A 21,813-nucleotide genomic window follows, 5' to 3' on the forward strand; every position below is an offset into this window, starting at 1 on the left:
GAGACGTGGCTCAAAGGTGCGCGTATAGGCGGATCGTGCAAGCAATGTTAAGAATAATAACAGAAACCAGATAACCGCACTCCCAACACTTAACTCGCTCATCAGCTGGCCCCCACTCACAAGTGTCATTGTACACAGCTGGCCTGGTCTGCCGAGTGCTGCTGTACATGAGGTCATGCTCGTGGCGGTCTGGCAGGAGTGATCATGCCGCCGTAGAGGGCTGAAAGTGCAGGGAGGTAACAAGTTGCACAACTTCCCCAAACCCAGCAACATGGGCTTGGGGGTTGACACGCAATGAATCGTCGAAAACGAACCTGCCCCCCGAAGAAGGAGCAGTTATGCGTCCAATAAGCCGGGTGGGAATAATATCGATCTCGTCGGTCGCCCTCCTCGTGAGTGCATGCGCTCAGATGGCGCCAGCGCCGGTGCCTCCAACGGTTGTCTCATATCCACAGGAAACGAGGGACCGACTACTTCGAATCCTCAACCAAGAATGGCGAGAGTGGGGAAGCCAAACTGTTGATGCGCGGGATGGAAGTCTTGAGAAGATACCCAATAGATTGGAGGAGAATGACCGCGCCGCCTTTTCTAAGGTGCTCGCCTATTGGATTGCGGTAGGCAATCAGAGTTTTATCAATAGGAACAAGTTCGCCTACTCTCAAGGCAGTAATGGAGTGGCATGCACCGCTTCGGAGCTTAAAAGCGACGGTGATCCCGTCATATGGGGCTGCCAGCCCTGGTCAGCCGCGTTCATATCCTATGTGGCGCGGTCGGCAGGTATAGACAGATTAGAGTTCGCCCCGAGCGATGGCCATCGCGGCTATGTGGACGCACTTGATGCACTCGCCGCAACTCATGGTGGCAAAGTCGCGTTCTACCCGCGAGAGATCAATGCTTACAGACCGCGAGTAGGGGATCTTGTTTGCTCTGATCGGTCGGAAGGCCCCCGTATCTCCACAATGGCTGAACGCAGGAAAGAGGTCGGTCTAGGACGACCAATGCACTGCGACTTCGTCGTCGCAGTTCGCCCTGACGCAGTCGAGGTTATCGGCGGTAACGTTGGTCAAGGCGTGACCAAGGTAATCTACAAAACCGAGCAAGGTTTCCTACAACGGAATGCTCGACACTGGTTTGTCATCTTTGAGAATCGGATAGGGACCGCGCTAAATACGTAAACCGAGCTAGACTTCCGCTCGGAAGTTTAGATCAGTTTCTGCGGGGAGGGGCGTCTTCGTTCCTGACGCCCCTTGTTTTGACAACCGCACCCTGGCCTTGGAAGCAGCCTGTGCTTCTGAGAAAAACTTTGTTTGAAAAATCGATTTCAGCAAATGAAGCTTCCTGCGTTCAGACGCGTTTGCTGTTCCAGCTTCAAGTGGGCCTTCTTGTCCATCGGGAAATATCGCCTGCTTAGCTGGAGATTGTGCATGCCGATCGAGAGCCCTGTAAGCCTTCAGTTAAAGGCTGAAGTCAAAACAGAGATACCGTCTGCTTCCACCGGGCGGCTTATGGATGCGTTAGTTGACATAGTTCGGCCTTTCTCCGAGCGCCGTGGTTTGAAGGCAGACCTCATCAGAGTCCAACGGGACGAGGTTGCATTTCGAGCGTTGCAGTTAGCCCATCATCACATCAGCACGGCCGGGCTCACCATCAAACCGATCCCTAACAAGGGGCTTGTCCAGTTGCTGGAGAAAGCTTCCCTTGAGGAGATTGAAGATGAAGTAATGGTCTCGATGTGGGCCAACCTTTTGGCTACCGCCGCAACTACTGATAGCGATAACTTGCCTCGCTTTGTAAACATTCTCTCCGAGCTTAACGGCCAACTGCTCATCTTGCTCGAAAAAATCATCACGCATAATCTAGAACGCCTGAGCTTTCATCAATACGAGCACGTGATTCATGCCCGGTTATGGGCGGATACAACTGCCATTACTGCTGGTCTAAACGACGAGATTGCTAAGGCAAAAGATACTTCCGACGATGCAAGTGACGAGTACGATAAATCTGTTGACGAGATCATCATGTTAAAAATCAAGTCAGTGCTTGATCAGCCGGGTATTGCTGTAGATGTGCCCGCAGTGACAGTTGATCTGGATGGCGAGTCTTACGAAGCCTATCTTAGAGAAGACTTCAAAGACTTGGTCTGCCAGTATAGCAACGATGATCAGCTGGACTATGCGATATTGGAAAGCCTCAATTTAATCAAGCAAGAAAATATCAGTGGTTATCAAATTGGCGATTATAAAATATCGGCGGTTTGGTATCGCGCTACTGTGTTGGGTGTCCAGCTTTTTGCTCGGTGCAACCCGGGAAAAATTACGACAATCCTAAACAAGGCATAAAATCCGATGGTTTCGTGCGTATGGAAAACACTTTGTTTGGCTAAATATCTTTAATAGCGAAACGGAGCAGCGATGGACAACGCGCGACAAAGCAAAGTTTTAGCAGACAAACTCTGCGTCCGAATTTTTAAACTTTCGACGCTCCATGCCGCCTCACCGTCAGCGAGCAGCTAAGTACGGGATGCCACGCAGACCCGAACCACATCGCACAGCCGCCACACCGCCTGCCACTCTCCGCAATGCTGAGATGAGCAGGACCAACAGCGCCACCTATGACACCAGATGGCGGCGATTGCGCAATCAGCACCTGTCGCTGAAGCCCTTATGTGTGGTGTGCGAACAGGCTGGTCAGCTGACGGTCGCGCAATGTGTGGACCACATCACCCCAGTGGCAGTGGCCTCGCACAGGCGGCTTGATCCCACCAACTTACGCAGCCTGTGCTCGTCACACCATGCCGTCATCACCCAGCATTTCAAGCACACTGGCATCAACGAGATGCCAATTTAACAAAGATCAGGAGGTATCATGGAGCGGGCTGAGAACAAACTGAGCGTTACAGCCGTCTCTGACCTTCGTCAATATACGACACGAAGTCGTTCGTGTCGGAGAAATAGTTGCGAAATGCGTCCCGGACATTCATTTCATCTTTTGCGCGTACGAGTACGATGTCAGCATTGCCACCGTACTGCCTCTCCAACACACTGTAGCGTTCAACAGCCTCGTTGATGTTGTCGTATGTCTCAACCTCAAGCCGTACCCTCGCCGCATCACCTGTGTGTCGGATCAAAATGGTATTTGCCTTGAACGCAAACTGCTCGCTTGAATGCTTCACATCCCGCAGCGAAGCAAGTAGTCCGGTACTGGCTTCCAACTCGGAAAGCTCATGTCTTAATTCCAAGTTGCTAAGCTCGGGCAAACAGGATCGTTGATCCTCATATGCGCGAGCAATGACCTCGCTGCACAGCTGGAAAAATCGCGTGTAGCGTTGCTCAGCAAGGCTGAATTTGATGCGGCTCGTGGTGAGCAGATCCGCAGCTTCAACAGCCGTGGCCCATGCGTGCTGGTAGATGGTGCGGTACTGGATCTCAACATGAAGCCCGTTCCAATTACTACCAAAAGGCGTGGTGACAAACCATTCGTAAACGTCATGGATGCCGCGATAACCGCTGCTCTTCGGGTGAATAATATAGTTGTACCGATCTTCCATGGGATAGCGGCGCTTGTGTTTGGAGCGCGTCCTATGAAGAGAAGCCCTGAACTCGTTAAGTTCGGATCGATTCTGAAAGATCAGCCTGCACCCGGCGATATCATGCATTGTGTTAAGCTGCATCGTCGGCTCACGCACCAGCTTGTCAAAGATGGTGTTTCGTCGCTTGAGCCGCTGGGCGACCGTGATGGTTTTGCCACGAGCACGGGACCTTAGAGTGGTCTGGAACGTATTCAGAATGTAGGCATGGCTGGCGCGCCAGTTCTCCATCACGAGGATGTCGGTGGTGTCGAACTGTCCTGACCGGATTCGTTTACCAGCAGCTTTGACCCGTGAAGGCGTGTTTTCCGGCACAACCCAATTAACCACAATAAGATGCTCCGACTACAAAGCTGCAATATCGAGAGCGAAGCGCGCATTTGCAAGAGGAAGGTCAGGATTAAAGCGCGGTTTTGTGCCGAACCAAGTTGTGCAAAACCATCGTCTTTGCTGCTGGGCTCCAGTAAAGCAAAACGGCAAGGCAAGCAGCCCAATCATCACATCATTTAATCATCACCCGGCAGTTCAAATACGCGGGCATCAATGAGATGCCTTAAGCAAGCTGATTGCTTGTCGCCAGCCACATCGTTGTGCCGCGTACTTCTTTTATAGAGCGATGCGTAAGCATTTCAAACGCGGGCAAGCGTCTTTTTTGGATGGTCAGAAAGGGATGTCGTCATCAAGATCCGACGGTTTGGGCTTGTAATCGGGCTTTGGCGATTTCGAAAGATCTAAATTAAGAAGCTCTTCATTTTCGATCAACCAGGAAATGCCTTGTGGTGTGACCCTGTAGCCAGAGTATCGATACCCCTGTTCGTCCTCATTGAATGAGTCACGGATGAGGCCTCTGCCGAGAAGCCTGTTCACTCCCATATGTACAGCAAGGTTGTTTTGGCCATGGCGCTCCATTTGGCGACGGAGCGTAGAGTGGGTGACAAGCTCATCAGCTTCATCCTGCACCTCAACCATCGAAGCAAGGGTGAGAATTTCTCGTTGAGAGAGGCCGCCGCTCCCTTTAAGAAGTGCCGGTATTTCATCAACTTCAAATTTTTCGACTTGATCTTTCATTGCGGTAAGACGTTGGGTTATTTTCTTGCTTAAATCAGAAAAATCACGAGGCGATCGGGCTTTATATCTCTCGATGCGACGATGTTGAACGTCAAAAGGAAATTTGCTGGTGCGTTCGTCCGAGCATACCATACACACCTCCTTATTTGAGGCGAACGCGTAGCCGAGTTCAAACCATACGTTTGGGTTATCCAAGGTGATATCAGCAAAACAGACTAACGCTTGCCTTATGCCGCTCTCTATCTGATCTATCGGTATGTTTGCTCCCGGATCGGCGTCAACTCGGTAGGGTTCGAGGCCAGCTGCCTCGATGGCAGGCTTGAAAACGTCTTCGTAGCGAAAGTCAAATGTTCCGTTGTCAAACGGCTGTATGATGAAACAAGAGGACAAGAGCACCTCCGCAGGCATTCATTGTGTATACGTGCGGACGTTGGAACAGGTTCCCACCCGTTGGGAGAGGTCTCCCACAAATCGAACCATAGATGTAGGCCAGTTTCGGCACGGCTTCGGCGTCGCGAGCTCAGCAGGGGCATATAGCCCCTCAAAAGCTAGCAGACACCTTGCTATACACCGCACCCCTTCCTTTTTTCCCGGAGTGCAGAAAAATAATCTTTCCCGATAAATATCTGCATGGCGAAAACTATGCAGCCGGGTGCAGATTAGGATGGGGAACAGGACCAACGCTGAGATCATTCAGCTGCTAAGAGGCAAACTCACTCGCATCTGGCCCGGTCCAATACCATTAGACATACATTGGGCCATGAGCCCTTTTGATTGCACCCTGCGCATTGTCTATGACGGTGGCACGTACCGCGTCGAGCATTACATCCGCAAAGCTCAACAACTCGGCGACGAAGCGCGAAACAATGCCGACACAGCTCGGATGCGCGTCGACCGCTAAACCACGACAGCCTTGGTCACGCGTTCTCATGCCGCTCGGGTTTCGACAACAGCGTATACTGCTGCCGTTCCGGCCCGTTGTTGACACGAAAGCCGATTGGAGACCACGACGCCCCTTTCGCGGCAGCTTCCTCTTCCAACCATCGCAACAGGATGGCTGGGTCATTCACCTCCAGCAGCCGGGCCTTCCGCTGAACCACTGCGAAGTCGCCTGGCGTCAATCCCTCTGGTAGTGGTCTAGGTGGTTCTGCGCCAAGCATTTGCCGGAATGCGACCGCGGCCCACGTGGCATCAAGCGGTAAAAGCCGCAGCTTAAGTGTGAAACGCCGCGGCACCGCGGCGTCCATGCGCTCCGGCAAGTTGGTGGTGCAAATAAATGGCAACGGGTGGCGTTCCATTTGCACCAGCATCTCGTCAACCTGGCTGACCTCCCATGAGCGCACCGCACCGGCGCGATCGAGCAGCATTGCCTCAGCCTCGTCGATCAGCAGCACGGCGTCCTTCGCGCGCGCCTCGGCAAAGGCTGCCGCAATACCCTTCTCTGTCTCGCCTACCCACATCGACAGAAGGTCTGAGGCCCGCCTCTGCAGTACAGGCAGGCCGATACGCTGCGCCAGCCAATGCGCGAACTCGGTCTTGCCGGTGCCCGGTGGGCCCATGAGGCACAGTGACCAGGCACGAGGGGCGCCAGGACGCGACAACTTGGCCGCCAGCTCCTCCAAGTCCTGATCACACGGCGAGAGCGTGGGATCAAAGGTGGGCAAATAAGGTGCCTTAGCCGGGCCACCCTGCCCGAGCGCGGCCATAACACCGGAGAGCGCAGTTTCGAGGGCGGTCACGCCTTCGCCTGAGAGCCGAGCAGCACGAGCAGCAGCTGCCGATACTCCGGCCGAGGCTGGCCATTGCGCAGCCAGTTGCGCTGGAAGATCGGGGCCAAGGTTGAGGCACTCTTGGTGCAGCACCCGCGTCCATATGCGCTCTCGTCCGACCCGATCTGGAACCTCCATCTCTATCACCAGCGTCATTCGACGCAGCGTCGCGGGATCCATGCCAGTCACACTATTAGTGGTCCACAAGATCGGCCGAGGCGTTTCCTCGAGCATGCGATTTAGGAAGGCCTTCGAAACCTCGCCGCGTCGGTCGCCAAAGCTGCTCCGGCCTTCCAGCACGTCCTCTGCCTCGTCCAACAGCACGGCTGCATCGGCCACGCCGCGGAGCATAGAAGTAGCCATGCGCAAAGCGGCCAATCGCTCTGCCCGGCTGGGCTCGTCATCGTCCTTGTCTGCCTCCTCTCCGGCAGCAAAGAGCCGTAACCCAGCCCGGGCAGCAAGGACCTTGGCAAACTCGGTCTTGCCAGTACCCGGTGGACCAGAGAGGAGGATGTGTACGCCCCTGGCACCCTCGGCCGCTGCGGCCTGCAGCACCTTGGCAGCCAGGTCGGCCCGCTCACCGAGGTGAGCAAAGTCGGCCCACTCCAACGTAGTGACACGCGGCTTTCCGACAACCGCGGCAACCCAAGCGTCAGCATTGGCATACGTGCGCACCATGAGCCGCATCAGGCGATCGGGCATACTCAGCACGGGAAAGCCGGACAGCAGGTTACTGCCATCCTCGTTGTAGACCAGCACGCCACAAGCCCTCAGGGGCGCTTCGGGGAGAAGGCGCTCAGAGATCTCTGCATCGCTCCTGCCCAACAGAGCGGCCAGCGTTGCCACCGTGTCACACAATTCGTCACGTACCGCGTCCGCAAACGTCTTGAGTCGGACACGGCGCCCAGCGCGTAGCATGAGGCGAAGGATCTCAAGATCAAGCGGCGAGAGCTGGAAGGTCACTGCCGCATGCAGGGCATTCACTTCGTAGGGCTCAAGCCCGCATGTTGGCTCATGAAAAATGGAGAGTTGTGTCAGTACCTCAGACCAGCGGCGTTGATGGTCAGGGTCGCCGATTGCTGGCAGCTCCACGCGCTCCAGTGGCAACCAGTCGCGGTCCCCATCTGCAAGAGCCGGCATGTTGCGCAGCACGAGCGCCAGAACCTCGATCGCGTCCTCAGAGTTTGCAACATTACGCAGATACCAACCGAGCTGGCGTTGTGATGTGGACGTCATGATGGTCACTGCATCCCGGTCAGGCGACAGGACGGCAGGGCAGTCATGGTTGCCGTGCTCGACTGGTGATGCCGAGCATCAGCGGTACAAGAGGAGGGGTTCGATACATATGGCGTGCCTCGTCACCGTCTTGCCGGCCGCCCCAGGTTGAGGACGCTGCGATGGCCGTACTGCGCCTCCAGCATCGCCCGCGCCCGGCCGATGTCGTCGGCGTGGAGGCTTACTCGCTGCGTCATCCCGTTTGACAGGCGCACGATCGCCACAAACTCGTACATGCGCCGATCCTTGTTGTTGGTGGATGCGGCTGGCCGGCTATGCCGGCCAGCAATGACATGGAGTCGGTAATCACACCGCCTTTGGCGTGGCGCTCCGGCGCTTGAACGCCCGGCCGCGCTCCTGAGCCGCTGTAGTCAACTGCGCATCCAGCTCGCCAGCAGCTACAGCCGCGAGCAGGGTGTCGATCGCACTTGGCAGCATGTCGAGCTGGCCTACCTCCACAGCGGTGTTGCCAGCCTTGTCGAGTGGCAGCGCTTTCGCACCGTACCGAATCATAAAATGTACAACGCCAGCGCCGTCCGTAAACCAGTCGCGTCGTACATGCACAGGCTGCATCACCCGCACCCGCTCGCCAGCATCGTTGCTCCGGTACACAGGGCGCGTCACTTCAAGTGAGCGGCCTTCCAAATGGGCCAGCAGCAGCGCCTTCTGCTGCTCCAAGTGGGCGAGCACCTTGGCGCGGGCGCGGCCCTTGGCATCATTGGGTGGCGCCGTGGGCGTAGCTTTGCCGAGTTTGAGTGTCTTGAGCACGGACATCCGAGGTTCCCGTTCTGCTTCCGTGCTGATCGATCTACAGCCATCGTCCAAAAGGCCAACCGAAAAGGAGACGCGGTCCACATCTTTCCCCTACGCCGTAAGGCCGCCCTTCGGCGCGGGCATATTCTTCCCGCACCATGCGTCATCGCTCTCCTCCGAAGCCCGTGCAGGGGAAAGTGGCCTCGGGAAACACATGCGTGCTGAGTGGTTGCGGAGCCCCTGCATGACCCGCGCAGGGGCAGGAAAGCGCATGCCCCTTACAGCCCCTACAAGGCTACAGCAGGGGTTCCGAGTACAGCGGGCAGCACGCGTATTGGGGGAGTGCAAGTTACCCTTGGCGGCCCGTGCAGGGCTGGTGCATCGGGCGGGTTCAGCAGCCGCCAAGCTGGCATCGCGGACCGCGTGGTGGTGTCAGGGCCTGTGCCGGTGTGCGAAGGCCACGCCTGGGCGCTTGGCACGTTGAGGCAGCACCGCGCAGCAGCGCCGGGCGATCTCCGTCCACAAGGCGCCAGCCAATGTCTCCATCTCTGCCGCCGGGCCTGCTTGCACTCGAACGAAGCCATCAGCAATGGCCCTGATCCGGATAAACAGCGAAACTAAAGCTGAAATCGATGGCTCGGTGCGCGAGCAAACAAGGTGGTCATAGTAGCGCGGCCCTTTGTTCAGATAGTCTTCCGAAAAGCCAGCGTGGTTTTTTACAAAGCCGACACGCTTCAGGACAGCTAAAGCCTCATTCAAAATCTTTGACATTTTATTTCCGAAAAAATACGACAACGTTAGTATTTACTGCGTTGCTGCGATTGAAAAGTAAGGCGTGAGTTATTTCTTCTTGCATCGAAGCAGGAGAGAAAGAATGGCAAATAAGAGGATTGATTGGAGGAGCACCTGAACGCAGCATATCTCATCGGCATTGCCGAGATCGCAACTGCAACCAAGCCCTCACTCTTCGTGACGCTCGCCTTCGACTAAGCTACCGTCTAGGACAGCGCAGCTGCTAATCTTGGGGATTTTCTGACGCGCATGAACCACCGCGCTCTGAAGGTTACCAGTGGGTGTGACTGCTACCCCGAAGTTATTGGTGACTGAGCCAAAGGTTGTGCTCAGGGCGCCAATTGGGAAGCCACTTGACCAGCCCGACTTCTCGACCGGCGCGCCAGCGTCGTTCTGCGTCAGGTTGGTGCTGCGCCTCCACGGAAGAATTTTTTCGATGAATGTGGCCATATCGGTATTTATTGAGGCACAGCAAAATAAGTTGGAGATCGCATTCAGTTTAGCTGTATGGCAACCAATATCATTGGACTTGCCAAACAATGAACCGGTAGACACTTCGAATAACAGCATCGGAATACAAGGGTAGCGGAAATGCGCTTTGTCCAATCAGCACTGCTCGTGTTCATGGTAATTTGCACGCTAGCAGGCGCGAGCCAGGCCGCCGATAAGAACGGACGATACGCCGAGATCTTCGGTCTCTCTCACAATCAGCGTCCTATGAGAGAATGTTCAACGTTCATCCGGATTTTTCAGGAAGCGCGAGGAAGGGACACCAACAACCTGTTCATGTATCGTGCTTGGATGATGGGCTACATGACCGGCGTCAATGAGTATCAAGCAGCGACCTTCAACGTCGGTAATTTCAATCTCGCGGCCAGCGAACAATGGATTGCGAATTTTTGCCGCAATAATCCTTTCGCGAGCTTCCATGACGCATTGCAGGCGCTGCTTGCGGAACGACACAATGGTCGTGTGATCGAAGAACCGGCGGCGAGGTAGCTGACTATCTGACTGTGTTACCGTTAGCCAAATGGCAGTAGGCAACACACCTCTGCGGAAGAATTTGGTCGATGGGTGTGGTCGTAAAGATATTTAGGCGGCCACAACAATCCGGATCTATTGCATCCGCAGAGTGATGTATCTGATTTCCGCAATCTTGCTGGCGGGTAGTAAATTGAACACCCGGCTGCGTTCGTACACCATAGCTCCCGATGCGCTCTGAAATATCAAATAACCAAGCACAGTACGTGCCTCAACTTTCGCTGTAACCAGGGGAAAAATAGTTTGCGGCAAACCTTTAACGAGGAGATCAGCGTCTCTCCCGCCCTGGAAGGCGGCCAGAAAACCGAGGGTTACAACTGATCCAGCGGTGATCCTGATAGGCAAGCTTATCGCAACATACGCATCTGAAGCAGCGACAAAACTGCCCAGTGCTACGGTGAAACCGAAGCCGGCCCAGATTGCGGCTATTTTTTGATTGAAAATCCAGAGTCCAATCATCAGCGCGAAGGTGATGCCGAGTAGGATTTTGGTATGCTTCAGGAACAGCCTCTTTCCCTCTTGCCATCGTAGGTAATAGAGCAACTGCTCAGGCGTCATCGGTGTCTCGGTTGGTGTAGTACCTTGAGCACTACCGTCACCTGCCTTTGAAGAGCGGGGTTCAGCCGCGCCACCTAAAGCATCGCCGCGGTCCTTAACCGTCTGAGCTGGCAAGCCGAACGACTCGCGGGTTACCGTAATGCCAGGTTTGTCGATAAAGCCATGGGCGCTGGCCCGCATCTGTATACCCCAAGCGGTGAAGCCAATTTGAAACAATATCCACACAATGAGGGGTGGAACTCTGTCTGCTGGAAGGTTTGAGAATGACTCCAGCACCGAGAAATATCTGATAGCGGATATCTCAGCAACTGCTCCGAACCCCAGCCAATAACCAAATGCTGCAACCAAAAAAACTTGGCCAACAATTAGTGCAATCCCCGATGCTACCTGCACTGGAGAGATAACCTCTTTTTCCATTCTGTCCTCCACGTTGCAGCATCCCAATCGACCAGAGCCGAGCAAGCGGCCCGCCTCTCTTGCAGAATTCGTCGATGAGTGTGGCTATGCCAGCAATCGGCTTGGGTTGAGATTTCTCACGATCAGCCGTTTAGGAGTTTGAAGCTCGCGCGGCACACGTAAGCGACGACGCCTAGAAATGTTGCTATTGTTGGTACGGCCAGGAACGCGAACCCAAACACATAGAGCCTGCGCAGAGCTGCCGCCAAATGCTTCGTGAGACATTTTCGATTTGCCAAAAATAATATAGCATCGAGTTCACGTCGGTGCGCATGCTCAATGTATTTGCTCTTTGCCCCAGGGTCGCGTACAGACCTCCTAAACCACGATGATGGCGTTCCAGTGCATCCATTTGCGCGTCGCGGGGGTCCTCATCAATTAGCGTGAGAGCACGTTCCAGGACATGGTTTTCGAGTTGCAATGCATACGCTGGGCTTTCGCGGTGAAATGCTATTTCTTTGTCATGATAATCGATCGCGGACTCGTGCCGTTTGACGGCGTAAGGGCACAAAGCACCGTACACTAGCGACCCCAATCCTAGAAAGAAAGTCCCGAAGTATACTGCCACCAATCTCCAAGGGATCTCTCCGGCTAAGAATTTGAAGCGGGCGTCTACGTCGGCAAGGTTGAGGAAGTTTTGGTTTAGGAGGATCAGGTAACCGGCTAATGGCATAACAACAGTGGCTTTGGCGGCAGGAGAGTTCCCAACCGCACGCAACCTGCTCCACAGCGCAAATTTATCAAGCGGGCCAAACCCTTCGAGTTTATACTTTGTCACAGACGTGCAACCTCGTTGCTCGACGCATTGCAGCAGTTGAATCAACCAAACACCAGCAAGCCGCGTCCCTCGTAGACTGACTTCGTTGAGACGTTCGCCAATGCACGGGCCATGACCATAATCAGTGCCATTGGTCCGTCGATTTTGAGGTCCTCCTCCGTCGCTGGCAAAACTCCGTCCTTCGCATTTGTTCGGGATACGACGTTTGAGAGCATCCAAGCCATTGGGCTGTTTTCACCGTCAGCGTGCTTGAGCTTGCCTGCATCCATCAGTGCCGCCACCATGTTTCATGGGCTTTCTGTAGTTCCTGGCGTGCTGGATGAACTCATATGTAGCTATGCGGCGCTTCATGAGCTGACCCATCATCAAAGTGGCGCGTGCCGGGCCGAAGACCACTTCCTCAACGTCATGACCTTCTGTCACCTCCAGCAGGTCGTCTAGTATGCGTTGGTGGTCGATCATCTTGTCATCGGTGATGATCAACTGATTATCGGTCTGCCATGCCCGGTAGTGATCCTAACCGGGGCTGAACATCACATCCTCTGGCAGGTAGTAGCGGCCGAAAGTCGCAAAGGTGCCATCGTCTAGCGGCACCAAAGTCTGCATGGCGGCGATGCCCTGCTTGCTCGCCAAGTCCATGCCCACGAAGCAGCGCCGGCCCGTAAAGTGGTCGAGGGTGAGGGCGGGGGAGTAGCGGGCGGCATGGCTCTGCATGTTGAAGAAGGCCGGGCGGCCGTCGACCCGGCAACTCAAATGTTTTGCTCTTAACCTGCCCTGCTCCCTCGCAATCCATGGCTGAGTACGCGAGCAGATGAGATGTCCGCAGTAGCGAGCATCCTTTGTAAAATAACTTTTCAAAAACCTGCGCAGTGGTCGCAAAACCAACTGGCTTCAGTGCGGCGACGTTGTCGAGCAATGTAATGCGAGATCCTCCTGAATAAATACAAATACGGCAATCATCGTATTTACCGCAGAAATCGCGGTTGGTGAGCATTGCTATTATCTGTGGTGGTGCAACCAAACAGGAGTTACCATGGCAAATATAACAGCTACATCGCAGGAGCAACTGAACGCAGCCTACCTCAGAGGCGTTGCCGAGATGGCAACTGCAATCAAACCCTCACTCTTCGTGACGCTGGCCTTCAACCGCGCCATCGTTCATGAGAGTGCGGCTGATAGGTTGACAGCGTTTCTTGCACGCATGGATCGCAAACTGCTCGGCCCGAAATGGGCATCACAGGATGCATCCAGAAGAACACAGCATATATCGGTTCTTGAGAACCCGCGCACGAACCCGCACATTCATCTACTCGTCAAACCGGCCAAAAATAACGCATGGGCGTTTGCAAAGCGGGTTGGACCAATTTGGAGGAAATTGGTTGTGAGCGGCAGCATCGACGTGCAGCCGGTTACTGACCTCGCTGGCGCTATAAATTATGTAGCGAAACACCTGTCGGCCAGCAAAGGCGATCGGCTGCTTCTGACGCCGGGTAAGGCCTAAAGCCACGGCTCCCAACGAGGAGCCGACACATAGGGGACACCCGAGAACACCTTTTGCCACGCTAAGGTGCTACCTCAACGCTCCCTGTACCGCATGACACCGTTGCTGATCATCGTTCTGATGGTTGGCAATGGTGTCAGTCTGTCAGAGCTATAGAGCTTCAGATAAGATACTAGATACTAGATACTAGATACTAGATACTAGATACTAGATACTAGATACTAGATACTAGATACTTAGATCGAAATAGCAGACAGTGAATGGCAGATCAGGTGATGGCCATTTATGTAGATCTCCCAATTAAGCGATAGCAGATCCATAACCGCACTGCATATGCGTAGCTGATCCCAGCCCAAACCGCTAGAACGTCACACAATACGCATTTCCTGACATTTAGCCCGAAGCCGTCGAAGTTGCAGACACGCTCTATGCGGCCGCTCTTTCTCCTAGGAGAAACACAATGAAAGATGCAGATTATACATCTCTCATGAGGTTTTCGTGAAACAAGCCAAGGTGCCAACCGAGTAGGAGATCAAACTCTTCCTTGTGGTCGTTCAACAAGGTCGCCATGGTGTTTGTGGCCGTCTCTGTGGAGCTAAATGCCCCTAGAAAGCGTCTGTGAGGGTCACACACGGGCTTGGGATCAATCTGCCGGGCGAGGCAGCATTGAATTTCGATACCCCATTTGAGGGCAGGTCGACCTGCTGCGTATATGGTAAGCCTTACGAGGGATCGGGAGCGAGTCGCCATGTCTGGGTCCAAGGATAAAAACGAGCCAAGAAGTGACACGTTGACGATCGAGCAGATCGCCGCAGCGATGGACCAGTTTGGTGTGGCTGACCTGCGCCAAGTGGTCGCTGTGGCAGAAGCCAAGATCCAGGAGAAGTCCGAGAGCGAGAAGCGTTCCTTCATTGAGGAAACGCTTAACAAGGCCAAGGCGCTGGGCCTTTCAATTAGGGATCTGTTCGGTGAGACGCCTGAGCCTGCGAAAAAGCGCGGTCGTGGCAAGGCTAAGCCAAAGCCCGAAGGTTCCAAAGTCGCGCCGAAGTACCGTGGGCCGGCAGGTCAGGAGTGGTCCGGTAGGGGACGCAAGCCGATCTGGGCCCGGGGCATGCCCGCGGAGCAGCTTGAACAGCATCTTATTGAAAAGCCCGCTGCCGAGTAGCTAGCCAACTACAATGTGCGAGCTTGAACAGCACAGCATCGCTGGGTGTGAAGTTCACAGTTGGCAGTGTGATGCTGTGCATTTCCTTTACATCCCGCATGTAGGAAAGATGCCTGTGGTCTGCGGTGACGCGTGCACCAAAGGTATTGACCAACTGATCGAAATCCTCACTCAGACTGCCATCCATGACCACCTTGCAGAAGCTCGTAGCACCGCATTGCAGCCACTCGCTTTTGTCCCACATCGATTTGCCACGGGCGAATGCGTTCTTAATTCCGTAAAATCGGCCCTGTAGTTTATCGTATAGCCAATCTGGCATCTGCCTGTGCATGCAACCATCGGATGCCTCTTTATCGTAGGCTTGCATTTCGAATGGGGTGCCGACATAAAAGCCTGTGACCTTAGCTGCATACTTGACCTGAATTGACATAGATCGCGTCCGACTTCCTTTGCCGGGGACCAGTTGATAGTTGCCAGCTCTGACCGCCTCCACCGCATTGAGAAGCTTATGCATATGCTGGCCGGGGTGGTTTGTTTTGTTGATCTTCATACGCCCATATTACTGCCGGGCTTTCTGGTAGTCAGTATTTACGGCAGTAAAATTGATCCTTTCGTGCGCGGTTCGTGGACCTGCGTCATTTGAAGACTGTCCGGTACCGCAGGATAAGTCGACGTTCGGAGGTGCATGGTGACACCAAGTGGCGAACTCTTCGACAAGTGCAATGTCAATACTCGTTCGGCATCAGCATCACCCATGCATTGCCCTCCTGCACCAGCCACAGTGTCACCTCCGGCAGCGGAAAATCGGTCCAAGGGATCTCCTGGCTGGTAATGGGCTGCTCGGAGTTGCCGTCCGTCATCGTGGCGACTGAGCTGCCGGTCGCTGCGTCAACGGCCAGGGTCCAGACCTGGAAGGGTTCCGAGCGCACCCGAGGGTCCGCCTGGTGCGAGACGATCAGGTCGGTGAGCCAGTGGGCCTGGGTCTGCTCGGCCAGGAACACGACGCCCTGGGTCATGAAAATGCAGCGGGTCAGGCCATGGCGGGTAAGTGTGTCTGAGCCGGTGAAGCGGGCCAGCGCCGATTGCAAATCCTCTGAGGTCATAGGGCCGCCCTCCTCCGCGGCCCGCCCCATCAATAACCTTCTGGCTCGCCTGTCATCCGAAACTTTTAATTCGAATACAATTACGCGGCCGCTAATTGCCGGTTCCTGTTTTGTGATTTGGCGAGCGGATTCGCTGCCAATACTCCTGACCCAGAAAACTCGCCACCCAGAATCGCCTGTGGGTTACAGTAGATCCGGCACGAAGCGAACCGGACCTGTTTGCTACAGGCCTCGTAGCGATGACGCCAAGCATCGCACTGCTAAAGTTTTTGGAGTTGGCCTCAACATCCTCTGGCAACATGGCCGTTACAAGATTAATGAATTGTCGACGAATTATCGGAGGCTCTAATGCAATCTGTTCTAAAATTGCTGATTGGTGCCATGCGACAATAACTGCCTTGATGAGGTTGAAACCGGTTACGGTTTTTGTAATCGGATGAGCTTTTCCTGCCTTTATTTGCCTGTTAATATTTTCGATATTTAAATTATGTAGCCGGGCTGCATCAAAGCCTATGCTTCCAGCCATTCTCCTGCCAGTTTTTTTGTATTTTATCTCAAGCGCAACGACTAATTTTTGTTCGCGTTGGATTATGAGAAAGTCGAGGCTTGGCGGTGCTCCTTTTTTATTCGACTCTGTGGGAATTGGAAATTCGCCTTTTACTTCACAACCTCGTCCCCGAGCGATTAGTTCTATTGGCTTCTTCAGTTCTGCTTCACGAAGATTATCAACCCCGCCCTGCATCTGCTCGAAAGTGAGCCAGCCAGCAATCCCGCTTGTTATCTGATGAATGATTCTGGACATGAGGTTCTTGCAGCCATTGTCATGGCATCAAATCAGACAAGGACGTATTTGGATAGTAAGTTAGCTATACGCGTCTATGCGGAAGGATGCGGACATCTGCCATGAAAAATGACTTGCCTTCAGAGAACGCCAACTCGGGCTCACTGGTTGCCACCAGTCTCGTTGCGGGCGTACCAGCATTAGCAGCCCGTTGATAAAGTTGGCTACCATGCTCGGCGCCGCAAGATGTTGGAGTCCAAAGCTCCTGAGCTGCACAGTATGCTGTGCTGCCCGTAAGCCGGTGGCATTTTGTCGACGGGCTGTTGGGACTGATCATTGAGGGCGGCACGGTCCGGGTTGGGTTGAAAGCCGCGCGCGATGCTAGCCACTCGACCTTCATTCCCCGGGAACCCGCGTCGGGAAGCGGATAGGCGGCTTGCGAAATGACCATGCGTTGAAGTGTGATGTCAAAGGTGGTGGAATTCGACCCATGGCCTCCTCCACGATTAGACTTCCGCATCGATCAATACCAACTGCCGCTGGGATGAGCTCAGGCGCGATGCTTCTATGTCCGCTGACGGGCTTGGAGCGGGCATCCGCGTACTACCCTTCCACAGCCGCAGTCCACCCAACGCGGCTGTTCCGGCGTGTTCCAAGAACAATGCCTGTGGATTGCGACGCAATGCGGCGAGTGATTCCGACGCAAGCTGGCCACTGCTTCCGATGTGCCTTCCTGGCACGAGCGGATCGCCGATCCGACCTTCGGCGACGCCACCCTCGACCGCCGCGTCCACAACGCCCATCGCGTCGAGCTCCAGGGAGAACCCATGCGCCGCAAGGCCGCCCGCCGCGCCGCACCAGTTGACGCCAAAGCGGGAACCTAGGCAACACTCGCCCCGCCCACAGACCGCCACCACACCCCGGCCGGCTTCGTTCGGAATAGGTGGCCGGCTTCAATCGGAAGCCACGGCCAGCTTCGTCGGAATCCGCACCAAGGCCACAGACCGCATCAACTTCAAGGGTCCTTCCGGCCGGTCGCTAGCAGACTGGCAGCACTCGAAGGACAGAGCGTCGGATGACTTTCGAGCTCGGGGCAACGTCGCAATAGAGCTTGCCCCTGTGCGACAGGGCTGAGGTGTCGCGCTGGATCTTCGGTCGCCCTTTTGCAACAGGGGTCACATCGCGTTCAAAACCGTACGCGACAGGGAAGCGGATGCATGCACGTCGACTATGCCCACTCCAGCACACTCGAGCAGCAGGCCGGATTTGAGGCTGAGTTGCGGCTTGGGGTGATGCGTCATTAGGCAGCTTCTTACCACCCGCAGTCCGACCAATGCTGCTTCAGCGCAGCGGCGCTGGGAGCTGATGTCTTGGTCGTCGTCGGCCGCAGCAGCTTACCATGCAGCGCCCGGTACATCGGGTCCTTCACGGTGGGTGCCACCTGGACTTCCTCGTTGTCTGGGTTCACCGCGAGCAAGCCAGTGTCGAATAGGGTGTGCAGGTCGGCACGGAGTAGCAGACCGTTGGTGACGTGGTTGGTCTCGGGACCTAGGTACGGGGTGATGTGCGCTGCCTCTAAGACGTCCAGCACATCACAGCCGGTGATGGCACAGCGGCTTTCGTAGACGGTGATCAGGGCATCGCGGAAGCCACGCTGGCCACGACGAGCTTTGATTGACCGGAGCACCGCTTGGCGAGCATCCTTGGCGCTCTTTGGGTCGAACGGCTGTTCATCGGCGTCGCTTGGTTCTACCGCCTTACTGTTCACCTTGACGCCCATTCCGCTCCGGCCGCCGCTGACCTCGACCTCAAAGCCGAGACGCTCTAGAGCCCTCTGCACCGTCGCTGCGCCACCGGAGAATTCGCCGTTGGTTAGAGGCCTCATGACCCCTGGCTGATAGGCGAATGCGGCGCCGACGATGGCCTTGCTGTCGTAGCGTTCACCGTCATGAAGCAAAAAAATTTCTCGGGCCTCGCCGTAGCCGTAATTGGCCAAAAAGGCATCGCGGCCGAGGGTGTCGAACTCACGAATAGCCTGGAGAACAGCACTCCGATCAGTGAGGTCAGCAAGCGATGGGCCGGGCGGAACGTCGGGCGTCTTGAAGGACCTCAAACGTGCCGCGAGGGACGACCGGGATGCCAACTGGTGTTCAATGGCGTCCTTGATCGCGCCAGCCTGTGCATTCGGCGCAGGCTTGTAACCTTGGATCCAACGCAAGCCGAGTTGGTCCATGACCGCGCTGACATTGCCGAACTTGAACTCGACAGAACCCTTCGTTCGGTGGGTGACCGTTTGCACCTGCCTGTTGAAGTCGGCCTTGCTGAAGGGCTTCCCGGCTAATTCCAGATCGAGCATGTCGAAGTAAGCGGAAACACAGGCATTGACTTCGTCTGGAGACCAATCTGATCCCGCAGTCACCTTTAGCTTGCTCAGTGTCGGGGAGGGTGACGACATTCCGAGGCGGTCGTCGAGTTTCGCAGCGACATCATCGGTGATCGTCGTGCCACTGGCGTTGGCTTTGATGCGCGATACCGGGACGATGTCTTCCAGCTGATCCAGAGAGAGGAGCATCCCCGAGGTGGGGTCTGTGAGTTGTTCAAACCGCAACGGCACAAACCACTGAGGGTTCTCCGGATCGTGGGACTGATCTGGGATAGGTATAGGCGGACCTGCAGTTGTCCCTACCCCGAAGATGCCGCGCGGGCCTGTGCCCTGCTTGAAGAGGTACGCTCTGGAACCCACCACCGCCTGCCTGTGGGCCTGGATCCGCCAATGCTCCGTTGTATTCGAATCTGTACTTGCCCGTTGAATGAGGTCACGCAGCCGTTCGATGGGCCACCCGTCAGGCTTCCAGGTCATCCAGAATGCAGTCATCATTTCCTCATGAGTAGCGGCATGCCAGCGCGGCTACGAAGCATCCCGTGAGATCGATCCGGCGTCGAGCACCCTATACACACTGGCCCGCCCGACCCGGGACTCTTGGCAATGTTGCCCGGCTGCACACCCTCATCCTTGAGCCTCCGGATCATCGGTCCTCCGGCGAGCCGTGGGTGCCCGGTCCTTATATTTCCTCACTGGGCGAGCATCGAGTTCCGCTCGGCTGACCAACGAGGTTACTTCTTCGACTGTGCCATCGATCTCAGATGAACCCGCGGTTCTGCGAGGGATGCTTTCGCCGGCTCGGTCGCGCGACCTGGACCTTCTGCTTCACCTTTGCCAATGCCCGCGAGTCCGCCGTTCTCGAGGACAATCCGTAAATCGGCCAAGTCGACAAATCCTCCTAGCCGTCTGGTTAGCATGGCCGCAATTGCGTGGACCACAGCTGCAACCCGGTCGAGCGTGGGATCTCCGCTTACAGCCGCAGCTCATCGCCTGTGTGCCGCTCAGTGGCCAGCAGGCGGCTCACCGTTGACGGGTTCACGCCGAACAATCGGGCTGCTTCCGCCGCGGTCTTCTCACCAGTCCCGACCAAACGCACGACCATCGCGCGTTGCTCCCGTGTGAGCTTCGGGCGGCGACCACCTTTGCGCCCCTGTGCGGCTGCAGCGGCCAAACCTGCTCTCGTGCGTTCTCTCACCATGTCACGCTCAAACTGAGCGAAGGCGCCGATCACCTGCATCATCATTCGGCCCGCAGCGGTGGTCGTGTCGATGGCCTCTGTTAGCGACTTGAAGCCAGCACCAGCTGCGTCCAGCTGGTCCATGAGCTGCAGCAGGTCACGTAGTGAGCGAGATAGGCGGTCGAGCTTCCAGACCACCACAACATCGCCGGCTCGGACTTGATCAAGCATCCGGTGCAACTCCGGCCGATCCCATCGCCCGCCGGATGCCCGCTCGGTGAAGATCCGGCCGGCGCCAGCGGATTCCAACGCCGCTACTTGCGCGGCCGTGTCCTGGTCGTCGGTGGAGACCCGCGCGTAGCCCAACAGCATTGCAAAAACCCGTTGCGATTGGATCCAATTATACAACAGGTCTGCGCAACGGGCGACCGCGCAGGACAGCTGGACCGTGCTTGGCGTTGCATAGACGTGCGTCTGCGCAACGGCGACATACTCGAGAACGTCCGAAAGCTTTTGCGCGCTTCTTTGAGTTAACAATAAAGGCGACCAGGAAGAAAATCAGTGCGTCGAAACCCTGGAGTGGGATCATGCGCGCAAAGCTTCAAGCCACCGGCCCAATAGCGCAGCCGAGGTAGCGGGATCCGTGGTACTGCTAAAACGGCACGGCGGTTTCGGGGAGCCTACAAGAACGCATGACCAGCAGTCCAGATCGCCAGGATGCCATGGTGCTAGTCGACCAGGCTGACGTGCGTCGCGCCTGGCCTGCGCGGAACTCGGGATCAACGGACGCACCTATAGACGCTGGCGGTCCATGGATAGTATGCCGCAGAATCGCTGCTCAAAAGCGTCTTGGCCGCTCCCGGTCAGGAGCGCCGGCGCCCTGCAAAAGCCGTCAGGCATCCTGCACCAGCTCATTCCGACTGAAGCATATGGTTGGTGTACGGGCTCGCAGACAGCCCGCTGGACCCGCTTAGATGATCCTACAAACGTGAACAGGTTTTTGAGTAGGTCGCAACGTAAGTGAGCAGCCCTGCATTTTAGCGTCGATTCGGCAGTGCTTCTGAAATGTGACCCACGGTTCGACGCGAATTCAATATAATTTGCGCTAAAGGTTGGTAGCAGGAGCGTTATCATGACAGACTTGTGAGACGACGCCTGCGAGTATGCTTGTCTTAGGAGTGAGACAGCTGATGGTAGCATCTAGACGGTTTGTCACGGTAACTGTCGACTCCAATCAAAGTCCGATCCTTTTCGAAGCGAGCGATGGTGCTCCGACGGGTCAAGAGGACAGCTGGCAGGACGTAGGTGCTTCGAGTCGTGCGCTGGTCGAAGGGACAACTCAAGCATTTGATCAAGCCGTCAACGCAATTAAACCGATAGCGGCCCGAGTAGCCGAAGGTCTACGGTCCCTTGGTCCTGAATGTCCCGCGGAAATAGAGTTAACCCTGAGTATCAAACTCAGTGGAAAAGTCGGCTTTTTTATCGCAGAATCTCAAGGTGAAGGCAGCATTGGGTTGAAGCTGCGCTGGAAGGCATAAGTCCACGCGAGGTAAGTTTGGCGAACTCTGATTTAACACTTGCTTTTGTGCTTACATCAGACGGACGCCGAGAAGGCGTTGCGTTTGCC

24 protein-coding genes are annotated in these 21,813 nt (G+C 55.6%); 8 read left to right on the top strand and 16 right to left on the bottom strand.

What is annotated here, in order from left to right; all coding sequences use genetic code 11:
• Positions 1 to 410 precede the first annotated feature (410 nt).
• The 3 genes from LH62_RS32755 (at position 411) to LH62_RS30465 (ending at position 2,847) form a co-directional block, all read left to right on the top strand.
• On the top strand, positions 411 to 1,175 hold the full coding sequence (locus LH62_RS32755) for a DUF2272 domain-containing protein (RefSeq protein ID WP_369796798.1): 765 nt from the start codon (positions 411 to 413) through the stop codon (positions 1,173 to 1,175).
• A 249-nt stretch (positions 1,176 to 1,424) separates the two neighbouring features.
• Entirely contained in the window at positions 1,425 to 2,339 is a 915-nt protein-coding gene (locus tag LH62_RS30460; RefSeq protein WP_144404570.1) for a hypothetical protein, read from the top strand.
• A gap of 247 nt (positions 2,340 to 2,586) precedes the next feature.
• Positions 2,587 to 2,847, top strand: a complete 261-nt coding sequence (locus LH62_RS30465) for an HNH endonuclease signature motif containing protein (RefSeq protein WP_201445561.1) — start codon at positions 2,587 to 2,589, stop codon at positions 2,845 to 2,847.
• Positions 2,848 to 2,893: 46 nt separating this feature from the next.
• Here LH62_RS30465 and LH62_RS28620 read toward each other — a convergent pair whose 3' ends face one another.
• The 7 genes from LH62_RS28620 to LH62_RS30480 all read right to left on the bottom strand — a co-directional run bounded on the left by LH62_RS28620 (position 2,894) and on the right by LH62_RS30480 (position 9,849).
• A complete protein-coding gene (locus LH62_RS28620) occupies positions 2,894 to 3,901 on the bottom strand; it encodes a RelA/SpoT domain-containing protein (RefSeq protein WP_144404572.1) in 1,008 nt (335 codons plus the stop codon).
• A gap of 345 nt (positions 3,902 to 4,246) precedes the next feature.
• Positions 4,247 to 5,062 (bottom strand): hypothetical protein, encoded by an 816-nt coding sequence (locus LH62_RS30470; RefSeq protein ID WP_144404573.1) that lies wholly within the window; start codon positions 5,060 to 5,062, stop codon positions 4,247 to 4,249.
• A 509-nt stretch (positions 5,063 to 5,571) separates the two neighbouring features.
• Positions 5,572 to 7,659, bottom strand: coding sequence for an AAA family ATPase (locus tag LH62_RS20960; RefSeq protein WP_082012700.1), 2,088 nt, complete (start codon positions 7,657 to 7,659; stop codon positions 5,572 to 5,574).
• A 122-nt stretch (positions 7,660 to 7,781) separates the two neighbouring features.
• Positions 7,782 to 7,934 carry a hypothetical protein gene (locus tag LH62_RS31245; RefSeq protein WP_160299865.1) on the bottom strand — a complete coding sequence of 51 codons (153 nt, stop codon included), beginning with the start codon at positions 7,932 to 7,934 and terminating at the stop codon, positions 7,782 to 7,784.
• Positions 7,935 to 8,004: 70 nt separating this feature from the next.
• Positions 8,005 to 8,472 carry a hypothetical protein gene (locus tag LH62_RS20970; protein ID WP_043363973.1) on the bottom strand — a complete coding sequence of 156 codons (468 nt, stop codon included), beginning with the start codon at positions 8,470 to 8,472 and terminating at the stop codon, positions 8,005 to 8,007.
• A gap of 411 nt (positions 8,473 to 8,883) precedes the next feature.
• Positions 8,884 to 9,222, bottom strand: coding sequence for a DUF6626 family protein (locus LH62_RS30475; protein WP_144404575.1), 339 nt, complete (start codon positions 9,220 to 9,222; stop codon positions 8,884 to 8,886).
• 189 nt (positions 9,223 to 9,411) lie between these two features.
• Complete coding sequence (locus LH62_RS30480) at positions 9,412 to 9,849, bottom strand: hypothetical protein (protein ID WP_144404576.1); 438 nt, start codon at positions 9,847 to 9,849, stop codon at positions 9,412 to 9,414.
• Between LH62_RS30480 and LH62_RS30485 the strand changes: the two genes are divergently transcribed.
• Positions 9,835 to 10,242, top strand: coding sequence for a hypothetical protein (locus tag LH62_RS30485; protein WP_144404577.1), 408 nt, complete (start codon positions 9,835 to 9,837; stop codon positions 10,240 to 10,242). The genes LH62_RS30480 and LH62_RS30485 overlap by 15 nt on opposite strands.
• A gap of 117 nt (positions 10,243 to 10,359) precedes the next feature.
• Here the strand turns inward: LH62_RS30485 and LH62_RS30490 are convergent, their stop codons facing one another.
• The 4 genes from LH62_RS30490 to LH62_RS20985 all read right to left on the bottom strand — a co-directional run bounded on the left by LH62_RS30490 (position 10,360) and on the right by LH62_RS20985 (position 12,829).
• Positions 10,360 to 11,259, bottom strand: coding sequence for a hypothetical protein (locus tag LH62_RS30490; RefSeq protein ID WP_144404578.1), 900 nt, complete (start codon positions 11,257 to 11,259; stop codon positions 10,360 to 10,362).
• Positions 11,260 to 11,443: 184 nt separating this feature from the next.
• Positions 11,444 to 12,295 carry a hypothetical protein gene (locus LH62_RS30495; RefSeq protein WP_144404579.1) on the bottom strand — a complete coding sequence of 284 codons (852 nt, stop codon included), beginning with the start codon at positions 12,293 to 12,295 and terminating at the stop codon, positions 11,444 to 11,446.
• 21 nt (positions 12,296 to 12,316) lie between these two features.
• Positions 12,317 to 12,559 (bottom strand): hypothetical protein, encoded by a 243-nt coding sequence (locus LH62_RS20980; RefSeq protein ID WP_043363976.1) that lies wholly within the window; start codon positions 12,557 to 12,559, stop codon positions 12,317 to 12,319.
• A gap of 33 nt (positions 12,560 to 12,592) precedes the next feature.
• The gene (locus tag LH62_RS20985; protein WP_043363978.1) at positions 12,593 to 12,829 is read right to left on the bottom strand and encodes a hypothetical protein; all 237 of its coding nucleotides are present in this window, start codon (positions 12,827 to 12,829) and stop codon (positions 12,593 to 12,595) included.
• Positions 12,830 to 13,109: 280 nt separating this feature from the next.
• Here LH62_RS20985 and LH62_RS30500 point away from each other — a divergent pair, with 280 nt between their 5' ends.
• Both LH62_RS30500 and LH62_RS20990 read left to right on the top strand, forming a co-directional pair.
• Positions 13,110 to 13,577, top strand: coding sequence for a hypothetical protein (locus LH62_RS30500; protein ID WP_144404580.1), 468 nt, complete (start codon positions 13,110 to 13,112; stop codon positions 13,575 to 13,577).
• Between the two features lie 790 nt (positions 13,578 to 14,367).
• On the top strand, positions 14,368 to 14,742 hold the full coding sequence (locus LH62_RS20990; RefSeq protein ID WP_052214758.1) for an H-NS family nucleoid-associated regulatory protein: 375 nt from the start codon (positions 14,368 to 14,370) through the stop codon (positions 14,740 to 14,742).
• Here LH62_RS20990 and LH62_RS30505 read toward each other — a convergent pair.
• The 3 genes from LH62_RS30505 to LH62_RS30510 all read right to left on the bottom strand — a co-directional run bounded on the left by LH62_RS30505 (position 14,717) and on the right by LH62_RS30510 (position 16,647).
• Positions 14,717 to 15,292: a hypothetical protein gene (locus LH62_RS30505; protein ID WP_144404582.1), complete on the bottom strand. Its 576-nt coding sequence runs from the start codon at positions 15,290 to 15,292 to the stop codon at positions 14,717 to 14,719. The genes LH62_RS20990 and LH62_RS30505 overlap by 26 nt on opposite strands.
• 175 nt (positions 15,293 to 15,467) lie before the next feature.
• The gene (locus tag LH62_RS20995) at positions 15,468 to 15,845 is read right to left on the bottom strand and encodes a DUF6876 family protein (RefSeq protein WP_043363980.1); all 378 of its coding nucleotides are present in this window, start codon (positions 15,843 to 15,845) and stop codon (positions 15,468 to 15,470) included.
• Positions 15,846 to 15,936: 91 nt separating this feature from the next.
• Positions 15,937 to 16,647, bottom strand: coding sequence for a hypothetical protein (locus tag LH62_RS30510; RefSeq protein ID WP_144404583.1), 711 nt, complete (start codon positions 16,645 to 16,647; stop codon positions 15,937 to 15,939).
• A 704-nt stretch (positions 16,648 to 17,351) separates the two neighbouring features.
• Between LH62_RS30510 and LH62_RS29460 the strand changes: the two genes are divergently transcribed.
• Positions 17,352 to 17,510: an ATP-binding protein gene (locus LH62_RS29460; protein ID WP_369796799.1), complete on the top strand. Its 159-nt coding sequence runs from the start codon at positions 17,352 to 17,354 to the stop codon at positions 17,508 to 17,510.
• 428 nt (positions 17,511 to 17,938) lie between these two features.
• On the opposite strand, the gene LH62_RS28625 is transcribed toward LH62_RS29460, so the two are convergent.
• Positions 17,939 to 19,504: an HNH endonuclease gene (locus LH62_RS28625; RefSeq protein WP_144404585.1), complete on the bottom strand. Its 1,566-nt coding sequence runs from the start codon at positions 19,502 to 19,504 to the stop codon at positions 17,939 to 17,941.
• A gap of 475 nt (positions 19,505 to 19,979) precedes the next feature.
• Entirely contained in the window at positions 19,980 to 20,558 is a 579-nt protein-coding gene (locus tag LH62_RS21005) for a recombinase family protein (protein WP_043363983.1), read from the bottom strand.
• 818 nt (positions 20,559 to 21,376) lie between these two features.
• Between LH62_RS21005 and LH62_RS32760 the strand changes: the two genes are divergently transcribed.
• The gene (locus LH62_RS32760; RefSeq protein WP_369796800.1) at positions 21,377 to 21,724 is read left to right on the top strand and encodes a CU044_2847 family protein; all 348 of its coding nucleotides are present in this window, start codon (positions 21,377 to 21,379) and stop codon (positions 21,722 to 21,724) included.
• Positions 21,725 to 21,813: the final 89 nt, after the last annotated feature.

Source organism: Belnapia sp. F-4-1 (genome assembly GCF_000802185.1).
Taxonomy (GTDB): Bacteria; Pseudomonadota; Alphaproteobacteria; order Acetobacterales; family Acetobacteraceae; genus Belnapia.